The sequence below is a fragment of the Acinetobacter sp. UBA3461 genome, assembly GCF_002381195.1.
In the GTDB taxonomy this organism is placed as follows: Bacteria; Pseudomonadota; Gammaproteobacteria; order Pseudomonadales; family Moraxellaceae; genus Acinetobacter; species Acinetobacter schindleri.
Genome location: NZ_DFRO01000025.1, coordinates 54,458 through 72,269, shown reverse-complemented (window position 1 = coordinate 72,269; position 17,812 = coordinate 54,458). Strand labels below are relative to the sequence as shown.

Sequence of the window (17,812 nt, the reverse complement as noted above, 5' to 3'; positions counted from 1 at the left end):
ACCAATAGCTTTGAACCGCGATACAGTAGAAAACGGCTGCGATAACCGCCCTGCTCAAACTGCTCGTATCTTGCCTGACGGCCAATTACCAGCATATCCCAGCCAATAAAACTGGCAGTTTGATCTAAATGAATGGTGGTGGACGCATGTGCATTGGCACCATCAAATAGCATGGTTTCCTGCGGCAGCCATTCAAAAATCCCCTTTTCTTCCACACGAATATCAATATGCTGATAGGCCTGTTTCAGATTGGTCTTGTACCATTTACCTGCACCTGGTGTGGTCACCAGTCCGTGCGCATTTGCTCCGACGCGCATATCGAAACTCAGGTGATCTCCTCCGGCAATTCCGGCAGGTGGATGTACAATAATTGCATGACAGACTCCGGTTTTTTCAGGCCACAGCATTTTTTGCACACGAACCGGACCCTCATGTTTGCGATGCTGCAGAATGGTTCGTCCATTACTGCAATCTGCCTCAAAACCCAGTTGCAAACGTGCAAACCAGAGTTTTGCTGCTGAGCCGCGTTCTGCTTCTACCACGCTATTCATTTCGTTGTGCACTTATCCTGACTAACTAACCTATGCCTTAAACAGACCTTGTTTTTCGATAAATTCAATAATTTGCTCAAGACCATCTTTGGTTTTCATATTGGAAAATAAAAATGGTTTCTCGCCACGCATACGTTTTGCGTCTTGATCCATAACATCCAGATTTGCACCCACCATCGGTGCTAGGTCGGTTTTATTAATGATCAGTAAGTCCGATTTGGTAATACCCGGGCCACCTTTACGTGGAATCTTTTCACCACCTGCAACATCAATCACATAAAGCGTTAAGTCTGAAAGTTCTGGGCTAAATGTCGCGGCTAAGTTGTCGCCACCACTTTCAATAATGATCAGCTCCAGTCCATCAAACTTTTCACACAGGTCATCAATTGCAGCGAGGTTAATCGAGGCATCTTCACGAATCGCAGTATGTGGACAGCCACCAGTTTCAACACCAACAATACGGTCAGGCGACATCGCTTCATTACGGGTCAGGAAGTTCGAATCTTCCTTGGTATAAATGTCATTGGTGACCACGGCCATGTTGTATTTATTTCGCAAGGCCTGACACAAATTCAGGGTTAAAGCAGTTTTACCTGAACCCACTGGGCCACCGATTCCAACGCGTAATGGACTACGTTCTGACATAATTTTTCCTTTAATTTTTAAGATCTAAATAAACGGGAATATTGATTTTCATGGCGCATACTCAGCATGGCGTAATTCGGCAAAGCGCTACTCATCTCATCATCACTCAGGTTAATGGCACGCTCGATAAGTGCCGGAATTTCTCCATGCAGATGCCAGAGAATCCGTTGGCCACTCATTTGCCCCAAAGGCACTGTTTTCACAGCAGCTAATACCTGATTTTCCAGAACAGCAAATGCATAAGCAGTCAGAACATCATCGACTTCTAAATGCAATTCGCCACACAACTGGGCATAGACTGGAACGTAGCCATACTGTTTTTTGACTTTTACTGGTCGCTTGAGTACATCACGAATCCAGGCATTCAGTGAAAATGCCAGCTGCTGGGATTCTGCCAGTAATTCCTTACTTTCACGGCTTGCCCTGTAAATTTCAGCCCAATGTTGAAATATGATTTCATCGTCATAGCTTTGCATTAAACGTTTTAAAATCGGCAGTTCGAACCGCAACAATAGCATTTCCAACACTTCATTAAAGTAGGCAATGCTGGAAGCTTCGTCATGAATCAAGCCGGTATCAATCGCGCTTTCAACCCCTTGTGAATAGCAGTAAGCGCCGACCGGTAGTGCCGTCGAAGACAGGGTTAGCAGGCTGAGTAATTGAGAAGCCTTAATGTGCGACATGATGCAGTGACTTGATTGGACTTAAACGGTGATCATGCTGATGCTGTGCATACGCACCACTCTCTGGTTCAAACGGATGTTGTACGGTATCTACATGTAAACCTAAACCTTCGACCATTTCAGCCAGCACATGATCCGGTTCAAAATACAGTGCCGTTGGGGTCAGCATCAGTGGCACATGACGATTACCCAGGTGATAGGCTGCCTTTAAAAGATCAAATTCATGATCTGCAGTGACCTGCATCAAGGTTTCTGGCTTGGCATTAACACGCAGCAATTCACCATGATCGGTGGCGATGACTGAACCACTACGTAAAATCCCGGTACGTGGCAGATCTGCACCAATATCGGTGCCATTTTTTAGCATAGCGCGGAAACGGCTTTTTTGACGCGTATCAAAGCTGAGTTCAATGCTTTCAATATTAGTAGAGTGACTGGCATCTTCCAGACGTTGGGTAAAAATCTTCATCTTGGCCCTATATGCATCAATTTGATTCATCACGTTCCAAAGCGGAACAATTGATCAAAAAACAGAAAATATTGCATCAAAATAAAGCATTTATCGTGCCAAGATATTGGATTCAATTTTCTTACATAAAAATTACGAATGACATTTCACCTATCTTCAATTGCGGCTAAAATATAAGAGCAGCCAGCTGAGTTAATAATTTAGTTAGTTTGACTTAATTATCTGAATTATTTAATTTTATTTAAATGATATGCTAGCAACTGGATTTAAGTAAAATTACTCGGGCTTAGCGGTTCCACGCTTTTCACGGAGTGAAAATGAAATATTTTGAATGTCCAAAATGTGAGCATCAGATCTTTTTTTATTCTACTGAATGCCATCACTGCAAATCTCCGATTGGTTATATCGCATCGGAAAAGGACATGTGCACTTTTGAAAAAATCAGTGAAGATGAGTGGATTCCGCTGAAATCAGAATATCGTGCCACGCACTATAAGCCTTGCTATAACTATACCCATTATCAGGTCTGTAACTGGATGATTCCGGGCGATTGCGATGAGGACTACTGCGAGTCCTGTCAGCTGACCCATATCATTCCCAATCTGGATGATCCCGACGTTATTACCTACTGGCGACGGCTTGAAGAGGCCAAACGGCGCTTTTTATATCTTACCCAGCGCATGAATATGATGCCGCGTCCAAAACGTACAGATGATGATGTGTTTGGTCTGCGTTTTCACTTTTTATTGCCTATGGATGGTAAGCCAGTGTTAACCGGGCATGCCAATGGCCTGATCACCATGAATGCCATTGAAGCAGATGTGGTGTATCGGGAAACCACGCGTATTGATATGGGTGAAAATTATCGCACTCTTTTGGGTCACTTCCGCCATGAAAGTGGGCATTTTTATTTCAGTATCATGCAGCATCTTCATCCAGAACTGATTGAAGAATTTAGACTTTATTTTGGCGATGAACGTCAGCATTATGCTACTGCGCTGCAGCGCCATTATGAAGAAGGTGCGCCAGAAAATTGGCAAGAAAAATATATCAGCACCTATGCGACGGCACACCCATGGGAAGATTGGGCTGAAACTTGGGCGCATTATCTGCATATTATGGACACTCTGGAAACCGCTTTTTATGGTGGCCTGCGTGTTGATGGAAATGGTAAAACCTTGGCCAGCATGTCCTTTAATGAATGCCCGATTGGCGGCAAAGACATTGAACACATTCTGGATAACTGGATCACTTTAACGTTTAACCTGAACGCCCTGAATCGTAGCATGGGACTGGAAGATGCCTATCCATTTACGCTTACCGAAGTAGTAAAAAACAAGTTGCGCTTTATTCATAGTCATGTACTGGACAAAGCATTTAAAGAAGCTGATTCAAAATTACCCGGCTAAAATCGCTGCCCCGTCAAGTTCTAAAACAATGAGAATTATCTTCTACATTGCCGTTTAGCCACCAGATCCTGGTCATTTTCATGAATTTAGCCAGTAAATGATCAATTATCAGACAATTTTATTACCATGCACGACCATAGTTTGATATTCATTTAATCTGAAAATAATTAGGCTGTTATTGTTCTTTTTCGACACGTTAGTAAAGATAAGATGAGTAGTGTAAGACAACAGAACTTTCTTCTGCGTAAAGAAAAAATTCTGAGCATGGCCGAGAACCTGCTTCTGGATAATAACGAAGACATTACGCTGAATGAGCTTGCCAGTGAAATGGATATTGCCAAGGGGACCATTTATAAGCATTTTAAAAGCAAAAACCAGTTATATCTGGAACTGATTATTTTAAATGAACAGCGTCTTCTAGAGATTTCCAAACGTTTTAATACTGACTTCCGGACTTATGTATCGGAATATATGCTTTATCATTTGCACAATTCCAATCGAACCATTTTACTGCATATGATTGAGGAGCGCCTGACCAATACTGAAAAAGGTCTGAAAGAACTGTTTCAGGAACTGTATCAGGTTCGTGAAGAACGGATTCTGAGTATCCGTGACCTTACTCGTGAATATCTGGATGCCAATAACAGTAGCATGTCGATCCGGGATTATCTGTCTTTTATCTGGACAGTGACCTATGGCGCTTCCTTGTTACTGAATTCAACCAGCTATCAAAAAGCTATCGGTTCTCGTGAACGATTGATTGAACTCTATGTCAATCAAGCCTTGATGATTGCACCCAACAATACCTCTGTATAAAAAAGCCCGACACACAGGTCAGGCTTGCTTTCGTAGCGCTACTTATACTGCTACAGGTGGAAAACCGTCTTCAGTCAGTGCAGCAACGATTTCATCCTGATGTACGCCAGTTTCTACTTCAACCAGCTTTTTCTCTACGTCGATTTCAACACGTGCATGTTCATCCAGATCCTTGATGGTTGCAGTAACACTACGTGCACAACCGCCACAGGTCATATTTTCAATACGAAATTTCATGCGCTTATCTCCTTAGGAATGATTTATTCTAACTTGAAGTTGAGTGATGGCTGGAGGGTGGATTTGTATCCAGTCCCTGCTCGATATCTTTTAAAATTGCACAATCGGCACGCTCATCACCAGCACAACGCGCGACCGATTGCTTCAAAATTTTGACCATGGCCTGCATATCCTGAATTTTCTGTTCCAGTATAGTGATATGTTTTTGTGCCAGCTGTTTAACTTCACTGCTCTGCCGCACTTCATTCTGCCATAACCTTAACAGCTCTTTCATCTGTTCCGAGGAAAATCCCAGCTCGCGTGCATGCTGGATAAAATCGAGCATACGGATATCAGAATCGCTATAGTCACGATAGCCACTTTCACTGCGTTTCGGCGCAGGTAACAGACCAATCTCTTCATAATAGCGAATCATTTTGGCCGAGATACCGGATCGTTTGGCGGCTTGTCCAATATTCACTGATTTACTCCTGTGCTGATAGTGGCTGATATAGCTTTAAACGCAAGGCATTGCTGACAACAAATACTGATGACAAAGCCATTGCACCTGCGGCAAACATTGGCGAAAGCAGGATGCCAAAGAATGGATACAGGATACCCGCAGCAATTGGGATCAATGCAATATTATAGACAAAGGCCCAGAACAGGTTCTGTCGAATATTCTTGATGGTGGCCTGACTGATGCCAATGCCGGTGGCGACATGCTGCATATTACCAGACATCAGTACTACATCTGCTGCTTCAATTGCAACATCAGTTCCCGTACCAATCGCTATGCCGACATCTGCCTGCGCGAGAGCCGGTGCATCGTTAATACCATCACCCACAAAGGTTACGATGCCATGCTCTTTTTGCAGCATTTTTACGGCATCGACTTTTTCATGAGGTAAGACTTCAGCAATCACATGATCGATCTTGAGTTGTTGTGCTACCGCATTCGCCGTATGTGGGTTATCACCCGTAATCATTGCGACTTTCAGACCTTGACGATGCAATTCTTCAATGGCTTTAAAGCTGGTATCTTTAATCGGATCAGCTACAGCAATAATGGCTGCCAGTTTTCCATCGAGCGCTGCATACAGCGGTGTCTTGCCTTCTTGTCCCAATTTAGAGGCTATTCCAGCAAAGTGCTCGGTATTTAAACCCAGCTGTTGCATCAATCGTTCAGCACCAATCTGGATATCCTGATTATTGATCTGTGCTTTGATCCCGGCACCAGTAATCGAATCAAATTCACTTACTTCGATTAATTCGATCTGCTGCTCTTTTGCTGCCTGCACAATCGCATAGGCAATCGGATGTTCAGACTTGGCTTCTACCGAGGCGATCAGTTGCAAAACCTGCTGTTCATTAAAACCTTCTAGCACCTGAAAATCAGTCATGACAGGTTTTCCTTCTGTCAGTGTTCCGGTTTTATCGACTGCCACAACTTTAGTTTGCTGCAATAACTGTAGAGCTTCGCCTTTACGGAACAGCACCCCCATTTCTGCCGCACGACCGGTACCGACCATAATCGAGGTCGGTGTTGCCAGGCCCATGGCACATGGACAGGCAATAATCAGAACTGCCACGGCATTAACCAGTGCATAACTCAATTGTGGCTCAGGACCAAGCAGGAACCAGACTATAAAGGTCAATAAAGCCAGACCCATTACCGCAGGCACAAACCATAAGGTAACTTTATCTACAGCTGCCTGAATCGGCAGTTTGGCACCTTGCGCCTGCTCGACCATTTTAATGATCTGCGCCAGTACTGAATCTTCACCCACGGCGGTCGCACGGATTTGCAAGGTTCCATTCTGGTTAATAGTGCCGCCAACCACTCTATCATCAGTATTTTTGGCCACAGGCACCGGTTCACCCGTCACCATCGCTTCATCGACATAGCTATGACCGGAAGTCACTACACCATCTACTGCGACTTTTTCACCCGGGCGAATTTCGATGATCATATCCTGCTGGACTTCGGAAATGGGCAGGTCCAGCCATTGTCCATCCTGTAAGACACGTGCGGTTTTAGGCTGCAGGCCAATCAGGTATTGAATCGCCTGTGAGGTTTTGCCTTTGGCACGTGCTTCCAGGTAGCGACCTAACAGGATCAAGGCAATAATGACCGCTGCCGCTTCAAAATAGACATGTACGGTGGCTTGCGGCAATAAAAATGGGAAGAATGTTGCGATAACGGAAAACAGATATGCTGCCAATGTACCCACCGTTACCAGCGAGTTCATATCAGGTGCCAGTCGCAGTAAAGCTGGAATCCCATGCTGGTAGAAACGCCGCCCCGGAAACAATAATACCAAAGTGGTCAGTACAAACTGGATATACCAGCTGTTCTGCGTACCAATATTATGCACAACAAAATGATGGAAGGACGGAAGCAGATGTGATCCCATTTCCAGAATAAATACCGGTAATGCCAGCGCCAGGGCAATCCAAAGATCACGATACAATGAAGCTGTTTCTTCAGCTTTTTTATGCTGGAAATTCTGCTGCTCGGTGAAATTCACTTTTGCAGTTTTTAGCTGTGCCTCATAACCGGCTTTTTTAACCGCTTGGATCAGATTAGCAATATTCAGGTTTGAACCAGAAACCTGTGCCGTTTCAGTGGCCAGATTGACACTGGCCGCAGTGACGCCTTCCACTTTATTGAGTGCTTTTTCCACCCGAGCGACGCAGGATGCACAAGTCATCCCTTCAATATTTAGTTCAAGCTGATCTGCTTTGACATCAAAACCGGCTTTCTGAATGGCTTTGACCAAGACCTGTTGCTGTAAAGAACTGACTGCAGTGACATAAGCCTTTTCGGTAGACAGATTCACATTGGCTTCCAGCACTTCTGGAATTTTTTTGAGGGCTTTTTCAATTCGGGCAGTACAAGAGGCACAGCTCATGCCTTCAATATCCAGTTCGAATTTCTGTTGTACCACCTTAAAGCCAGCACGCTCTATTTTCTGGATAATCTCGGCACAGGGAATCACATGATCGGCACTAATCGATGCCTTTTCCGTAGATAGATTGACATGAGCCGAAACTACGCCTTCAATTTTCTTTAAAGCCTTTTCTACCCGTGCCACGCAAGAAGCACAGGTCATGCCTTCAATCTGTACAGTCGTTTGATACAGTCGAGTATTCGACAGTTCCTGCATGGCACATCTCCTTCATTTTATTGGTGGTTTGAATCTAGCTTATAGCTTAAACCTTCCCATAGTTGGAAGGTCAAGTCTTTATGTGAAAATAAAAAAGCCCGGATCATAAACCCGGGCTTTTAACGTATTGCCAAATACTTGCTGAAAATTATTCTGCAGAAATATCTTCAAACAATATCGATGACAGGTAACGTTCACCACCATCTGGCAAAATTACCACAATGTTTTTACCTGAATTTTCAGGACGTGCTGCAAGTTGTGCAGCCGCAGCCATCGCAGCACCACTTGATATACCCACTAAAATACCTTCTTGCGATGCCGTTTTACGTGCCCATTCCACTGCCGTAGTACTGTCAATCGCAATGACTTCATCTACCAGATCAAGATCAAGGTTACCAGGAATAAAGTTCGCACCGATCCCCTGGATTTTATGTGGTCCAGGCGTCAATGATTCACCACGTTTCGCCTGAGCAATAATTGGTGACTCAGCTGGCTCAACGGCAACCGAATAGATCGGCTTGTTACGGACTTTTTCGAAGTAACGTGAAATACCTGAAATGGTACCGCCAGTTCCTACACCAGCAACCAGAATATCAACATTACCGCCAGTCGCTTCCCAGATTTCTGGGCCAGTCGTTTCTTCATGAATTTTCGGGTTAGCGGGGTTTTCAAACTGTTGTGGCAAGAAATATGTTTCAGGCTGTTCAGTCACTAGACGAACCGCTTCATCTACTGCACCTTTCATGCCTTTCGCAGGTTCAGTCAAAATCAGGTTAGCGCCAAAGGCTTTGACCACTTTACGGCGCTCTACACTCATGCTGGCTGGCATGGTCAGCGTAAGTGGATAGCCTTTTGCTGCAGCAACGAAAGCCAGTGCAATGCCGGTATTGCCACTGGTTGGTTCAACGATGTGCATGCCTGGTTTTAACTTGCCAGATTTTTCAGCATCTGCAATCAGCGCTGCACCAATACGGCATTTCACCGAAAATGCCGGGTTACGGCTCTCAACTTTCGCAAGTACAGTTGCCCCGCCTGTGATGGCACGGTTAATGCGCACAAGAGGTGTATTGCCAATGGCTTCTGCATTGTTACTGTAAACCGCTATTCCCAGATTGTTGGGCGTAGGAAATGCTGCATCTGTACTCATTAGTATATCCCTGATGTTATTAGCTCGAAGTGCACTATCATCATACAAGTATTTTCAGATTTTGTAGAAGAAAGTGGAATCTGCACTCTATTATGGCAAACCAACTGTTGTATAAGTTATTAATTTACAATAAAAATAACTGATTATTTAATGTCAAATATATAATTTTTATTGATATTTAAATTCACAAAAAGCCATAAAAATAAGTGATTTTTACCAAATGTTTAAGGATTCAGACCTTTATAATCATTCGCGCTGTATTTTATCTCTATGGACATTCTGAATGAATACCGATCTTGAAATCACCACCATGCGTGATTCAGCTGATCAGGTGGTTGGCATCCTGAAATCTCTTGCAAACACTGACCGTCTCATCATCCTATGTCATCTTTCCCAAGCGGAACTCAACGTTTCCCAAATTGAAAATCTCACCCACATCCAGCAACCTACACTTTCCCAGCAATTGATGATGTTACGTAAAAGTGATGTGGTCAGTACCCGCCGCGATGGTAAGCAAATTTTCTATTCTATTAAAGATCAGAATCTGGTGGTCATCCTGAATACGCTGTATCAATTGTACTGTGCAAAAGCTTAAGCATTTTATCTAGAGTCTAAACATTCCTCTTAGCACTGGAGATGATCTTCAATATGTAGATCATCTCTTTGAGACAGAATCATTGCTAAGAACTGGTCAGGTCATTTTTTATATGAGGGTTGATCAAGCTCCACTTTTATTCATGATTTCTTAGCAGAAAATGTGCATAATATATCTATATTTGTGATTTAGACTTTTATATGTCCAATTCGAAGTCAAAACTGCTGCAATTATTACCGGCCTGGTCATGGTTAAGCCACTATAGTCCGGTTAAATTCAAGTCCGACGTGCTGGCTTCGTTAATTGTGGTTGCCATGCTGGTGCCGCAAGGTATGGCGTATGCCATGCTGGCTGGATTGCCGCCGATCATGGGGCTATATGCCAGTATCCTGCCTATGATTCTGTACGCTATGCTAGGTAGTAGCAGTACCTTGTCGATTGGTCCTGTGGCCATCATTTCCATGATGACCTTCGCCACGCTGAATCCTTTATTTGAAGTCGGTTCACCCGTCTATATCGAAGCAGCAACTTTATTGGCGCTGATGGTCGGAATCATTTCCCTATTATTAGGCTTAATGCGTTTTGGTTTTTTGATTCAGCTGATTAGCCATCCGGTAATTCAGAGTTTTATTATTGCTTCTGCGCTGCTGATTGCGGTTGGACAGTTTAAGTTTCTGGTCGATGTGCCATTACAAGCCAATAATCTTCAGCAATTTGTGTTTAGCCTGTTGGAATATCTCCATCTGATTCACTGGCCAAGTCTGGTTTTTGGGCTGCTGTCCATTGGCCTGCTGATCTATCTTCCAAAAATTCTGAAATCCCAGTCTGTACAAAGCCGGATTGGATCGACTGATTTTCTGGTGCGTGCTGTACCATTAATGCTAGTCGCTTTAGGTATTTTGGCTGTGGTGTATCTAAATCTGCAAACACAAGGGATCAAAACGGTAGGTGCAATTCCTTCCGGATTTCCACCTTTAAGTTTTCCACACTGGAACTGGGATTTAGTGCTCACCTTGCTGCCAGGCGCGACCATGATTGCGATGATCAGTTTTGTGGAATCGCTGTCTATTGCGCAAGCGACTGCATTACAGCAACGCAGCCAGCTGAACAGTAACCAGGAACTGATTGCACTGGGTATTGCCAATATTAGTGCCGGAGTCAGTTCTGCCTTTCCAGTTACTGGTAGCTTGTCACGTACTGTGGTCAACGCGGATGCTGGTGCCAGAACGCCAATGGCGGGTGTACTGTCTTCCCTGCTGATTATTTTGGTCAGCCTATTTTTTACCGGTTTCTTTGAAGAGCTGCCACTGGCGATTCTTGCCGCCACGATCATTGTATCGATCTGGAAACTGGTTGATTTCCAGCCCTTTATGAACGCCTGGCGCTATTCCAAAGCAGACGGGATTGCCATGTGGGTAACTTTCTTTGGTGTGGTACTGATTGATATCTCGACAGGTCTGATCATTGGCATTATTTCCACCTTCGTGCTGATGCTGTGGCGTATTTCCCGTCCGCATATTGCAGTAGTCGGCCTGATTGAAGGCACCCAGCATTTCCGCAATGTGCAGCGCCATCAGGTGCTGACCTCAGATCAGGTGCTTTCCTTGCGTATTGATGAAAATCTAAGCTTCCTGAACGCTAATGCCTTTAAGGGCTTTTTGATTAATGCAGTCAGTGGTAAAGAACAGCTTGAGCATGTCATTTTGAACTGTTCCAGTATCAGTGCCATTGACCTTAGTGCTCTGGAAATGCTGGAAGATCTGAATACAGAACTGTCCAAACTCAATATTCGTCTACACTTTGCTGAAGTGAAAGGACCAGTCATGGATCGCTTACAGGAATCCAAATTGCTTAAACATCTCAGTGGACGGATTTATCTGACGCACTATCAGGCAATTCGGGATCTCTCCCCCGATCTGTTTAATGATCACAGTAAAGATTATTCCATTTAACTCATTTGACTGTTCCAGGAACAACGTGATTAATTTTGAAGGCATCTCGTAGTATCAGCAAAATTGATCACTTTTTTAAGAGCATTTCTATAATAAATATATGATATACATTTTCATCTTAAAATTTTGTCCAAAGCCTGATTTTGATTAAATTATAGGCAAAAAAATACAGGTAGTTTTCTATAATTATCATTTATTTTCATAAACTTATATTTAAACTAAAAATATATTTTAAGCACATAGAATTTTAAGTATAAAATAACGCAAATTTTTTCCGCATTTAGCCCTCGTAATTTACACAAGGCAACCTTATGTTCTCTGCCCTTTCGCGTATGAGTTTAGTCTCCCGAATCATCATTGCCATTATACTTGGTATTGGTGTCGCGCTGGTTTTTCCAGAATATGCGCCCTACCTCAGCCTGCTAGGCGACCTTTTTATTAAAGCTCTTAAATCTGTCGCTCCTGTCCTCGTTTTCATTTTAGTTCTGGCTTCCATTGCTAACTTTAAAGTGGGTCAAGGAAACTCCCGTATGCGCCCGATCATGTACATGTATGCGATCGGCATGTTCCTGGCCGCAGTGAGTGCTGTAATTGCCAGCATCATGTTTCCAAGTACGCTGTTCCTGGACGTCGCTGCACAAGGTGACTTACAGCCACCAGGCAGTTTAAGTGAAATCCTGAAAAATCTGCTGCTCAGCTTTGTTGCGAACCCGGTGGTTGCAATTGCTGAAGCAAATTTCATTGGTATTCTGGCTTGGGCTGTGGCACTGGGCATTGCATTCCGTCATGCATCTGAAACCACTAAAACCGTATTAAATGATGCAGCAAATGCCATTAACCATGTGATCCGTCTGGTAATTAGCTTTGCACCTGTCGGTATTTTTGGTCTGGTAGCAGTTACTTTTGCCGAAGCGGGTCTGGAAACTTTAGAAAGCTACGGTCATTTGCTGGCAGTATTGCTTGGTACGATGGCCTTCGTAGCACTGGTGGTGAATCCATTACTGGTTGCATTGGTGACACGTGCCAATCCTTATCCACTAGTCTTTACCTGCTTGCGCGAAAGTGGCATCACTGCATTCTTTACCCGTAGCTCAGCTGCAAATATTCCGGTAAATCTGGATCTGGCGAAACGCTTAGGTGTGTCTGAATCCACTTCAAGTGTAGCCATTCCACTGGGTGCAGCCATTAACATGGCGGGTGCATCTGTAACCATTACCGTGTTATCGCTTGCAGCGGTAAATACGTTAGGCATTCATGTTGATTTAACCACCATGATTATTCTTTCTGTGGTTGCAACTGTTTCTGCCTGTGGTGCCTCTGGTGTTGCCGGCGGTTCATTGCTGCTGATTCCAGTTGCATGTGGTCTGTTTGGTATTTCTTCTGATATCGCAATGCAGGTCGTTGCAATCGGTATGGTGATTAGCGTATTGCAGGATTCAACTGAAACTGCACTCAACTCATCAACTGACGTTTTATTTACTACAGCTGTAGACCGCGCATCTAATTGATCTTATATTGATAATTCAATATTTTGCCAATAGATGTTGAGTTCTTATGCCATTACAGCGTTTACCCATCTGGGTTCAACTGGGTGCATTTTTTCTTGCCGTGAATGCCGGCATGATTAATGTACTCGGTCTGGTTACTCTCCTGCACCAATCCGTTTCCCATATGACCGGCAATATCAGTATGCTGGCCATGGCACTGGTGCAATGGCAGCCTGAACAGATTCTCTATCTGTGCCTGGTTACTGCGTGTTATGTCATTGGCTCAATGTATAGCGGTCTTATCTTGGGAAATAGCCACTTTCAGCTAGGCCGCCGTTATGGATATCCGCTTAGTCTGGTGGCTCTTTTTATTATCCTGTGCTGGATCTTGTTACCATATTTTCCTCATTATGGCTTGCTGTGGGCCTGTGTGGCGATGGGTGTGCAAAATGCCATGGTCAGTCACTATAAAGGCACGATTATCCGCACTACGCATTTATCTGGTGTATTAACCGATCTTGGGCTGTCGTTAGGCTATAAGTTGCGTGGACTGGAAGTTGAATCTCGACGGACTATCCTGCATTTACTGATCCTGATCGGATTTTTAATTGGCGGTATTCTTGCCAGCTGTATTTATCCTTATTTAAAATTAAACGCATTCCTGATCCCGGCAGCACTCAGCCTTAGTCTAAGCCTGATTTACTGGATCATTTATTTACGTTATCGACGCTTACAGCATTAATTCTCTGGAAATACTCATGGTTAAAAACGCACTACAGGCACAATTGTTAAAGGCAGGTCTGGTCGATAATAAGAAAGCAAAAAAATTGTCAAAGCAGGCCATTCATGAAAAGCGCACTGGTGATAGCAGTGAAGCTGAAATCAAGGCGAAAATTGAACAGGCCAAACAGGAGAAACTGGCAAAAGATCAGGCCATTGAACAAGAGAAAAAGGCAGCGCTGCAGGAAAAAGAACTCAAAGCTGCCATCATGCAAATGATCAATCAGCATAAAATTCGCGATACTGATGGTGAGATTTCCTATCAGTTTATTGATGATTCTAAAATCAAGAAAGTCTATCTGAATCAGCAAATTTATAATGCCCTGGTTGCAGGCAGTTTGGTGATCGCCCGCGAAAATGACAGCTATGCTTTCCTGCCTAAAGCGCTGGCGGATCGTATCAATGCCAAAATGGAAGGCTTTATCATTGTGAATAATTCCGAGAAGAATGAACAGACCACCGATGAAGAAGATCCATATGCAGCATATGTAATTCCGGATGATTTGATGTGGTAATCCATGAAAGCCAAAAGCTCCCTATTTCGGGAGCTTTTTTTAAGCTCTATTATCATAATTTTTCGAGGCAGACAATCAAACTGGCTGTGCTGTATCAGCCATTAGCTCCTGAATAAATTGATCAAAACGTTGCCCTTGTGCTGGTGAATGTTCCCAGATGCTACAGCCCAAATTCTTTGCATCACCAAAGGCTTCATCCTCATAAATAATAGTATTCAAAAAATGTGCACCAGGAATGCCTTTGAGCAAATTTTGATTTGCTTCAATTTGCGAGATTTCGATCTGCTGAGGTACACGCATCAGTATTCCATAGACTTTTAACTGGGTATTAAACTGTGCAACACTGATGGCCAGTTGTAGCATCTGGCTATACATCTCCTGCTCTTCAGCCTCTGCTGACATAGGAATAATCAGTTTATCTGCTCGCATTAACACCGAGCGCAATGCATAACTATCATGCCCGTCGATATCAATCACGATATCATCATATTGAGTTTTGATCTGTTCTACACGCCGCATTAACTCATCTGGATGGTCTTTTAAGGAAATATGTTCAAAGCCAAAACCTGTACGATGCAAAGCCACCCATTCAAAATTCTGCTTATCGTCATCAGTATCAATATAGAGTGTTCTGGCTTGAAGACGCAGATATTCTGTCAGATTCATCGCCAAGGTACTTTTACCTGACCCTCGTTTCGGGCTGGTCACCACAAAGATCGTCATGTTATTCCCGCATTTTTAATAAAAAATATTATTAAATACTTAAAATAATTATGGTTTTAAAATGAATGATTTAATTTAAAAAGTCAAAACTCATTTTCATTAGACTGTAAAAAAGCACCCTCAGATGCTTTGTTTAAAAAGCTTTCTAACTGAGATCAATTTTGAGTTTTCTGTCCAATAAACAGAATTGCATCCTGCTGATTGCTGTTCTCGGCCATCATATAAATTGACTGGCTATCAATCTGATTCAGCAATATCCCATCTACTTGCTGTGCCCCATTCAAACAGTCGGAACTTGCAGAACCTGTTAAGACCAGATGAATATTAAAATATGGTGCATTGTTTTCCGAACTCACTCTTCCTGCAAATGCACATTTGTCCTGATCGCCGACAATTCCTGTCACCACTCCGCTACGGTCTATATTGACTGTAGTAATTACATTATTGGTTAAAGTCGTGGTTCGACCGCTATAGTGCCCTTGCAGGCTGGATATACTGGTATTGTCACGGCTGTAATCCGTATTATAAATAAGGTTAAAAGGCCGATTATTGGTATTATTGACGTTTCCCTGCAGGTTCTTTTCCGCCGTATAATGACCATTCAGGGTTACACTAGCAGTTTGATTGAAGGCAAAATTATAGTCGCGAATGTTGGTCGCACTAAAGCGATTGCCCGATAAAGAAAACTGCCCACGCATAATACCGGTATAACCATTATCTGCGGGCAGTGAATACAATAACCAGAAATTACTGTTTTTTTCGATCACACCCAGAATAGAGCGCGGATTCAAATTTTCATCTGTAAAACTGCCAAGATAAACACCTGTCAAACGGCTTGAAGATGAACCATCTACACCTCTAAAAATATCATCATTCCCATCACCGCAGGCATTCAGCGCTAAGGCTAGACCAGCAATTGCTAACTGTTTTTGCATAATTCTACCCTTTGTATTTTTGTAGGAGGGTGATCTTTAATATTCATCTTTATCATAGCTGAGCTACTTAGAAGCTGATATGAAATGCCGATAAAGTCTCCTGTTCATCTGATGTAATTAACAGTTTTAAAACTTTCCTGATCATTTCAACAAGTCATAAGGATGACCGCTGGTTAATCAAATTTTAAATAAGCAGGATCTGCTTCTCTATCCGTTTTTGTATCTTTTTATAAGCATAATATTGAAGGATCAAAATGCTGTAACGGGACAGATATGTTTTAAAACGTTATTCAAGGTTAATAAATAATTTCTAAGCCTATAAACTGTATGGCATTTTTACATTGAAGAGAAAGATCAGTTGGAACAGTTTAGATTTATTCAGAACATTCAAGATTGGGCAGATCAATACCCTTGGCTGGAAATGCTGTCTTCTTTAAGCATTGTGATTGCGGTGGCTTTTATCGCCAATCTGTTTGCCAAACAGGTTGTTGTTCGTGGAATTCGTAAACTGATTTCCAAATTACCTTTTGCCAACAACACGATCTTTGCGGAACACAGTGTAATTCGCCGTATTGCCAATATTGTACCCGCCATTGTGATTATGAATGGGATCAGCACGGTTCCACACTTGTCAGATAAAGTGCAGACCTTTGTACAGATGGGCGCTCAGGCTTTTATTTTCCTAACCATTGCCCTAGCACTGGGTGAATTGCTGAATATTTTTAACCTGATTTATCAGCGCAACCCCAAATCACGCAATAAACCGATTAAAGGCTATTTGCAGCTAGTGAAACTGCTGATTTTTATTGTCTGTGGATTGATGATTCTGGGTACCTTCCTGAAAAAGGATGTGTTTACTTTGCTGGCGGGTTTCGGTGCGATGGCTGCCGTGCTGATGCTGGTGTTTCAGAACACGATTCTTTCATTGGTGGCTTCAGTACAGATTTCTTCTTATGACATGGTGCGTATCGGTGACTGGATTGAAATGCCTTCACTGAATGCGGATGGTGATGTAATTGATATGTCATTACATACTGTGACCGTGCAAAACTTTGACAAAACCGTTACGACTATTCCAACCAATAAGTTAGTGACGGATACCTTTAAAAACTGGCGAGGAATGCAGGAAGCTGGTGCACGTCGTATCAAACGTTCGATTCATATTGATCAAAGCAGCGTGCATTTTATGAGTGAGGAAGAACAGACCAAACTCAAAAACTTTATCCTGCTCGATCATTACCTGAATACCAAGACTGAAGAACTGGTCAAATTCAACCAGCAGTTACAGCATAATTCCCAATATAATCAGCGCCGTTTAACTAATTTAGGAACGTTCCGTGCCTATCTGGAATTTTATCTGCAACAGCATCCGGGTATTACTAAAGACTTTTCTCTGATGGTGCGTCAATTACAGCCGACCAGTGAAGGCTTACCGCTAGAAATCTATGCCTTTACCAATACCACGGTGTGGACTGAATATGAGAATATTCAGTCTGATATTATGGATCATGTATTGGCAATTATTCCTGAATTTGGCCTGAAAGTGTATCAGGCACCTTCAGGCAGCGATTTTAAGGAAGTATTTACAGCGCCTGCTTCGCCAATTATTACTTAATTTCAACGCAGTTACTCCAGGCCTGAAATGATACGTCATCTCAGGCTTTTTTTATTGATTTAGACATGTAATCTCATCAATGTCTTTTTAAAATTTATTTACCT

At 42.9% G+C, this 17,812-nt stretch carries 18 protein-coding genes; 8 read left to right on the top strand and 10 right to left on the bottom strand.

Annotated elements, in window-relative coordinates; translation table 11 throughout:
* The 4 genes from B3D47_RS05920 to ureE form a co-directional block, all read right to left on the bottom strand.
* The coding region (locus B3D47_RS05920) for an urease accessory protein UreD (RefSeq protein ID WP_286860559.1) at positions 1 to 551 on the bottom strand (551 nt) is incomplete at its 3' end.
* Positions 552 to 581: 30 nt separating this feature from the next.
* Positions 582 to 1,196: an urease accessory protein UreG gene (ureG, locus tag B3D47_RS05915; protein WP_004809476.1), complete on the bottom strand. Its 615-nt coding sequence runs from the start codon at positions 1,194 to 1,196 to the stop codon at positions 582 to 584.
* Positions 1,197 to 1,213: 17 nt separating this feature from the next.
* A complete protein-coding gene (locus B3D47_RS05910; RefSeq protein ID WP_163165957.1) occupies positions 1,214 to 1,879 on the bottom strand; it encodes an urease accessory protein UreF in 666 nt (221 codons plus the stop codon).
* Positions 1,866 to 2,348 carry an urease accessory protein UreE gene (gene ureE, locus B3D47_RS05905; protein ID WP_286860555.1) on the bottom strand — a complete coding sequence of 161 codons (483 nt, stop codon included), beginning with the start codon at positions 2,346 to 2,348 and terminating at the stop codon, positions 1,866 to 1,868. The genes B3D47_RS05910 and ureE overlap by 14 nt, the downstream gene beginning before the upstream one ends.
* 317 nt (positions 2,349 to 2,665) lie before the next feature.
* Between ureE and B3D47_RS05900 the strand changes: the two genes are divergently transcribed.
* The gene (locus tag B3D47_RS05900) at positions 2,666 to 3,757 is read left to right on the top strand and encodes a zinc-binding metallopeptidase family protein (RefSeq protein WP_004894986.1); all 1,092 of its coding nucleotides are present in this window, start codon (positions 2,666 to 2,668) and stop codon (positions 3,755 to 3,757) included.
* 210 nt (positions 3,758 to 3,967) lie between these two features.
* Positions 3,968 to 4,573 (top strand): TetR/AcrR family transcriptional regulator, encoded by a 606-nt coding sequence (locus B3D47_RS05895; protein WP_163165955.1) that lies wholly within the window; start codon positions 3,968 to 3,970, stop codon positions 4,571 to 4,573.
* Between the two features lie 42 nt (positions 4,574 to 4,615).
* Here B3D47_RS05895 and B3D47_RS05890 read toward each other — a convergent pair whose 3' ends face one another.
* The 4 genes from B3D47_RS05890 to cysK form a co-directional block, all read right to left on the bottom strand.
* Positions 4,616 to 4,810, bottom strand: a complete 195-nt coding sequence (locus tag B3D47_RS05890; RefSeq protein ID WP_005222267.1) for a heavy-metal-associated domain-containing protein — start codon at positions 4,808 to 4,810, stop codon at positions 4,616 to 4,618.
* Positions 4,811 to 4,838: 28 nt separating this feature from the next.
* On the bottom strand, positions 4,839 to 5,270 hold the full coding sequence (gene cueR, locus B3D47_RS05885; protein WP_248603771.1) for a Cu(I)-responsive transcriptional regulator: 432 nt from the start codon (positions 5,268 to 5,270) through the stop codon (positions 4,839 to 4,841).
* A 4-nt stretch (positions 5,271 to 5,274) separates the two neighbouring features.
* Positions 5,275 to 7,959: a heavy metal translocating P-type ATPase gene (locus B3D47_RS05880; protein ID WP_286860541.1), complete on the bottom strand. Its 2,685-nt coding sequence runs from the start codon at positions 7,957 to 7,959 to the stop codon at positions 5,275 to 5,277.
* A 148-nt stretch (positions 7,960 to 8,107) separates the two neighbouring features.
* On the bottom strand, positions 8,108 to 9,106 hold the full coding sequence (gene cysK / locus B3D47_RS05875; protein WP_286860537.1) for a cysteine synthase A: 999 nt from the start codon (positions 9,104 to 9,106) through the stop codon (positions 8,108 to 8,110).
* 283 nt (positions 9,107 to 9,389) lie between these two features.
* Here cysK and B3D47_RS05870 point away from each other — a divergent pair, with 283 nt between their 5' ends.
* The 5 genes from B3D47_RS05870 (at position 9,390) to B3D47_RS05850 (ending at position 14,435) form a co-directional block, all read left to right on the top strand.
* Positions 9,390 to 9,701 (top strand): ArsR/SmtB family transcription factor, encoded by a 312-nt coding sequence (locus B3D47_RS05870; RefSeq protein WP_004809492.1) that lies wholly within the window; start codon positions 9,390 to 9,392, stop codon positions 9,699 to 9,701.
* Between the two features lie 200 nt (positions 9,702 to 9,901).
* Positions 9,902 to 11,653, top strand: coding sequence for a SulP family inorganic anion transporter (locus B3D47_RS05865; RefSeq protein WP_286860532.1), 1,752 nt, complete (start codon positions 9,902 to 9,904; stop codon positions 11,651 to 11,653).
* Between the two features lie 311 nt (positions 11,654 to 11,964).
* Positions 11,965 to 13,161: a serine/threonine transporter SstT gene (gene sstT / locus B3D47_RS05860; RefSeq protein WP_005222275.1), complete on the top strand. Its 1,197-nt coding sequence runs from the start codon at positions 11,965 to 11,967 to the stop codon at positions 13,159 to 13,161.
* A 46-nt stretch (positions 13,162 to 13,207) separates the two neighbouring features.
* Positions 13,208 to 13,882, top strand: coding sequence for a YoaK family protein (locus B3D47_RS05855; protein WP_076753623.1), 675 nt, complete (start codon positions 13,208 to 13,210; stop codon positions 13,880 to 13,882).
* Positions 13,883 to 13,898: 16 nt separating this feature from the next.
* Positions 13,899 to 14,435, top strand: a complete 537-nt coding sequence (locus tag B3D47_RS05850; protein ID WP_071320724.1) for a DUF2058 domain-containing protein — start codon at positions 13,899 to 13,901, stop codon at positions 14,433 to 14,435.
* A gap of 75 nt (positions 14,436 to 14,510) precedes the next feature.
* Here the strand turns inward: B3D47_RS05850 and B3D47_RS05845 are convergent, their stop codons facing one another.
* Both B3D47_RS05845 and B3D47_RS05840 read right to left on the bottom strand, forming a co-directional pair.
* A complete protein-coding gene (locus B3D47_RS05845; RefSeq protein WP_163171286.1) occupies positions 14,511 to 15,158 on the bottom strand; it encodes a ParA family protein in 648 nt (215 codons plus the stop codon).
* A 155-nt stretch (positions 15,159 to 15,313) separates the two neighbouring features.
* Positions 15,314 to 16,093, bottom strand: a complete 780-nt coding sequence (locus B3D47_RS05840; RefSeq protein WP_286860525.1) for a hypothetical protein — start codon at positions 16,091 to 16,093, stop codon at positions 15,314 to 15,316.
* Positions 16,094 to 16,451: 358 nt separating this feature from the next.
* Between B3D47_RS05840 and B3D47_RS05835 the strand changes: the two genes are divergently transcribed.
* On the top strand, positions 16,452 to 17,708 hold the full coding sequence (locus B3D47_RS05835) for a mechanosensitive ion channel family protein (protein ID WP_004809506.1): 1,257 nt from the start codon (positions 16,452 to 16,454) through the stop codon (positions 17,706 to 17,708).
* Positions 17,709 to 17,812: the final 104 nt, after the last annotated feature.

Excerpts from the sequence above, each read along its gene's own strand:
- ureG (WP_004809476.1), bottom strand. The coding sequence starts at position 1,196 with ATGTCAGAACGTAGTCCATTACGCGTTGGAATCGGTGGCCCAGTGGGT.
- B3D47_RS05910 (WP_163165957.1), bottom strand. The coding sequence starts at position 1,879 with ATGTCGCACATTAAGGCTTCTCAATTACTCAGCCTGCTAACCCTGTCT.
- ureE (WP_286860555.1), bottom strand. The coding sequence starts at position 2,348 with ATGAAGATTTTTACCCAACGTCTGGAAGATGCCAGTCACTCTACTAAT.
- B3D47_RS05900 (WP_004894986.1), top strand. The coding sequence starts at position 2,666 with ATGAAATATTTTGAATGTCCAAAATGTGAGCATCAGATCTTTTTTTAT.
- B3D47_RS05895 (WP_163165955.1), top strand. The coding sequence starts at position 3,968 with ATGAGTAGTGTAAGACAACAGAACTTTCTTCTGCGTAAAGAAAAAATT.
- B3D47_RS05890 (WP_005222267.1), bottom strand. The coding sequence starts at position 4,810 with ATGAAATTTCGTATTGAAAATATGACCTGTGGCGGTTGTGCACGTAGT.
- B3D47_RS05880 (WP_286860541.1), bottom strand. The coding sequence starts at position 7,959 with ATGCAGGAACTGTCGAATACTCGACTGTATCAAACGACTGTACAGATT.
- cysK (WP_286860537.1), bottom strand. The coding sequence starts at position 9,106 with ATGAGTACAGATGCAGCATTTCCTACGCCCAACAATCTGGGAATAGCG.
- B3D47_RS05870 (WP_004809492.1), top strand. The coding sequence starts at position 9,390 with ATGAATACCGATCTTGAAATCACCACCATGCGTGATTCAGCTGATCAG.
- B3D47_RS05865 (WP_286860532.1), top strand. The coding sequence starts at position 9,902 with ATGTCCAATTCGAAGTCAAAACTGCTGCAATTATTACCGGCCTGGTCA.
- sstT (WP_005222275.1), top strand. The coding sequence starts at position 11,965 with ATGTTCTCTGCCCTTTCGCGTATGAGTTTAGTCTCCCGAATCATCATT.
- B3D47_RS05855 (WP_076753623.1), top strand. The coding sequence starts at position 13,208 with ATGCCATTACAGCGTTTACCCATCTGGGTTCAACTGGGTGCATTTTTT.
- B3D47_RS05850 (WP_071320724.1), top strand. The coding sequence starts at position 13,899 with ATGGTTAAAAACGCACTACAGGCACAATTGTTAAAGGCAGGTCTGGTC.
- B3D47_RS05845 (WP_163171286.1), bottom strand. The coding sequence starts at position 15,158 with ATGACGATCTTTGTGGTGACCAGCCCGAAACGAGGGTCAGGTAAAAGT.
- B3D47_RS05840 (WP_286860525.1), bottom strand. The coding sequence starts at position 16,093 with ATGCAAAAACAGTTAGCAATTGCTGGTCTAGCCTTAGCGCTGAATGCC.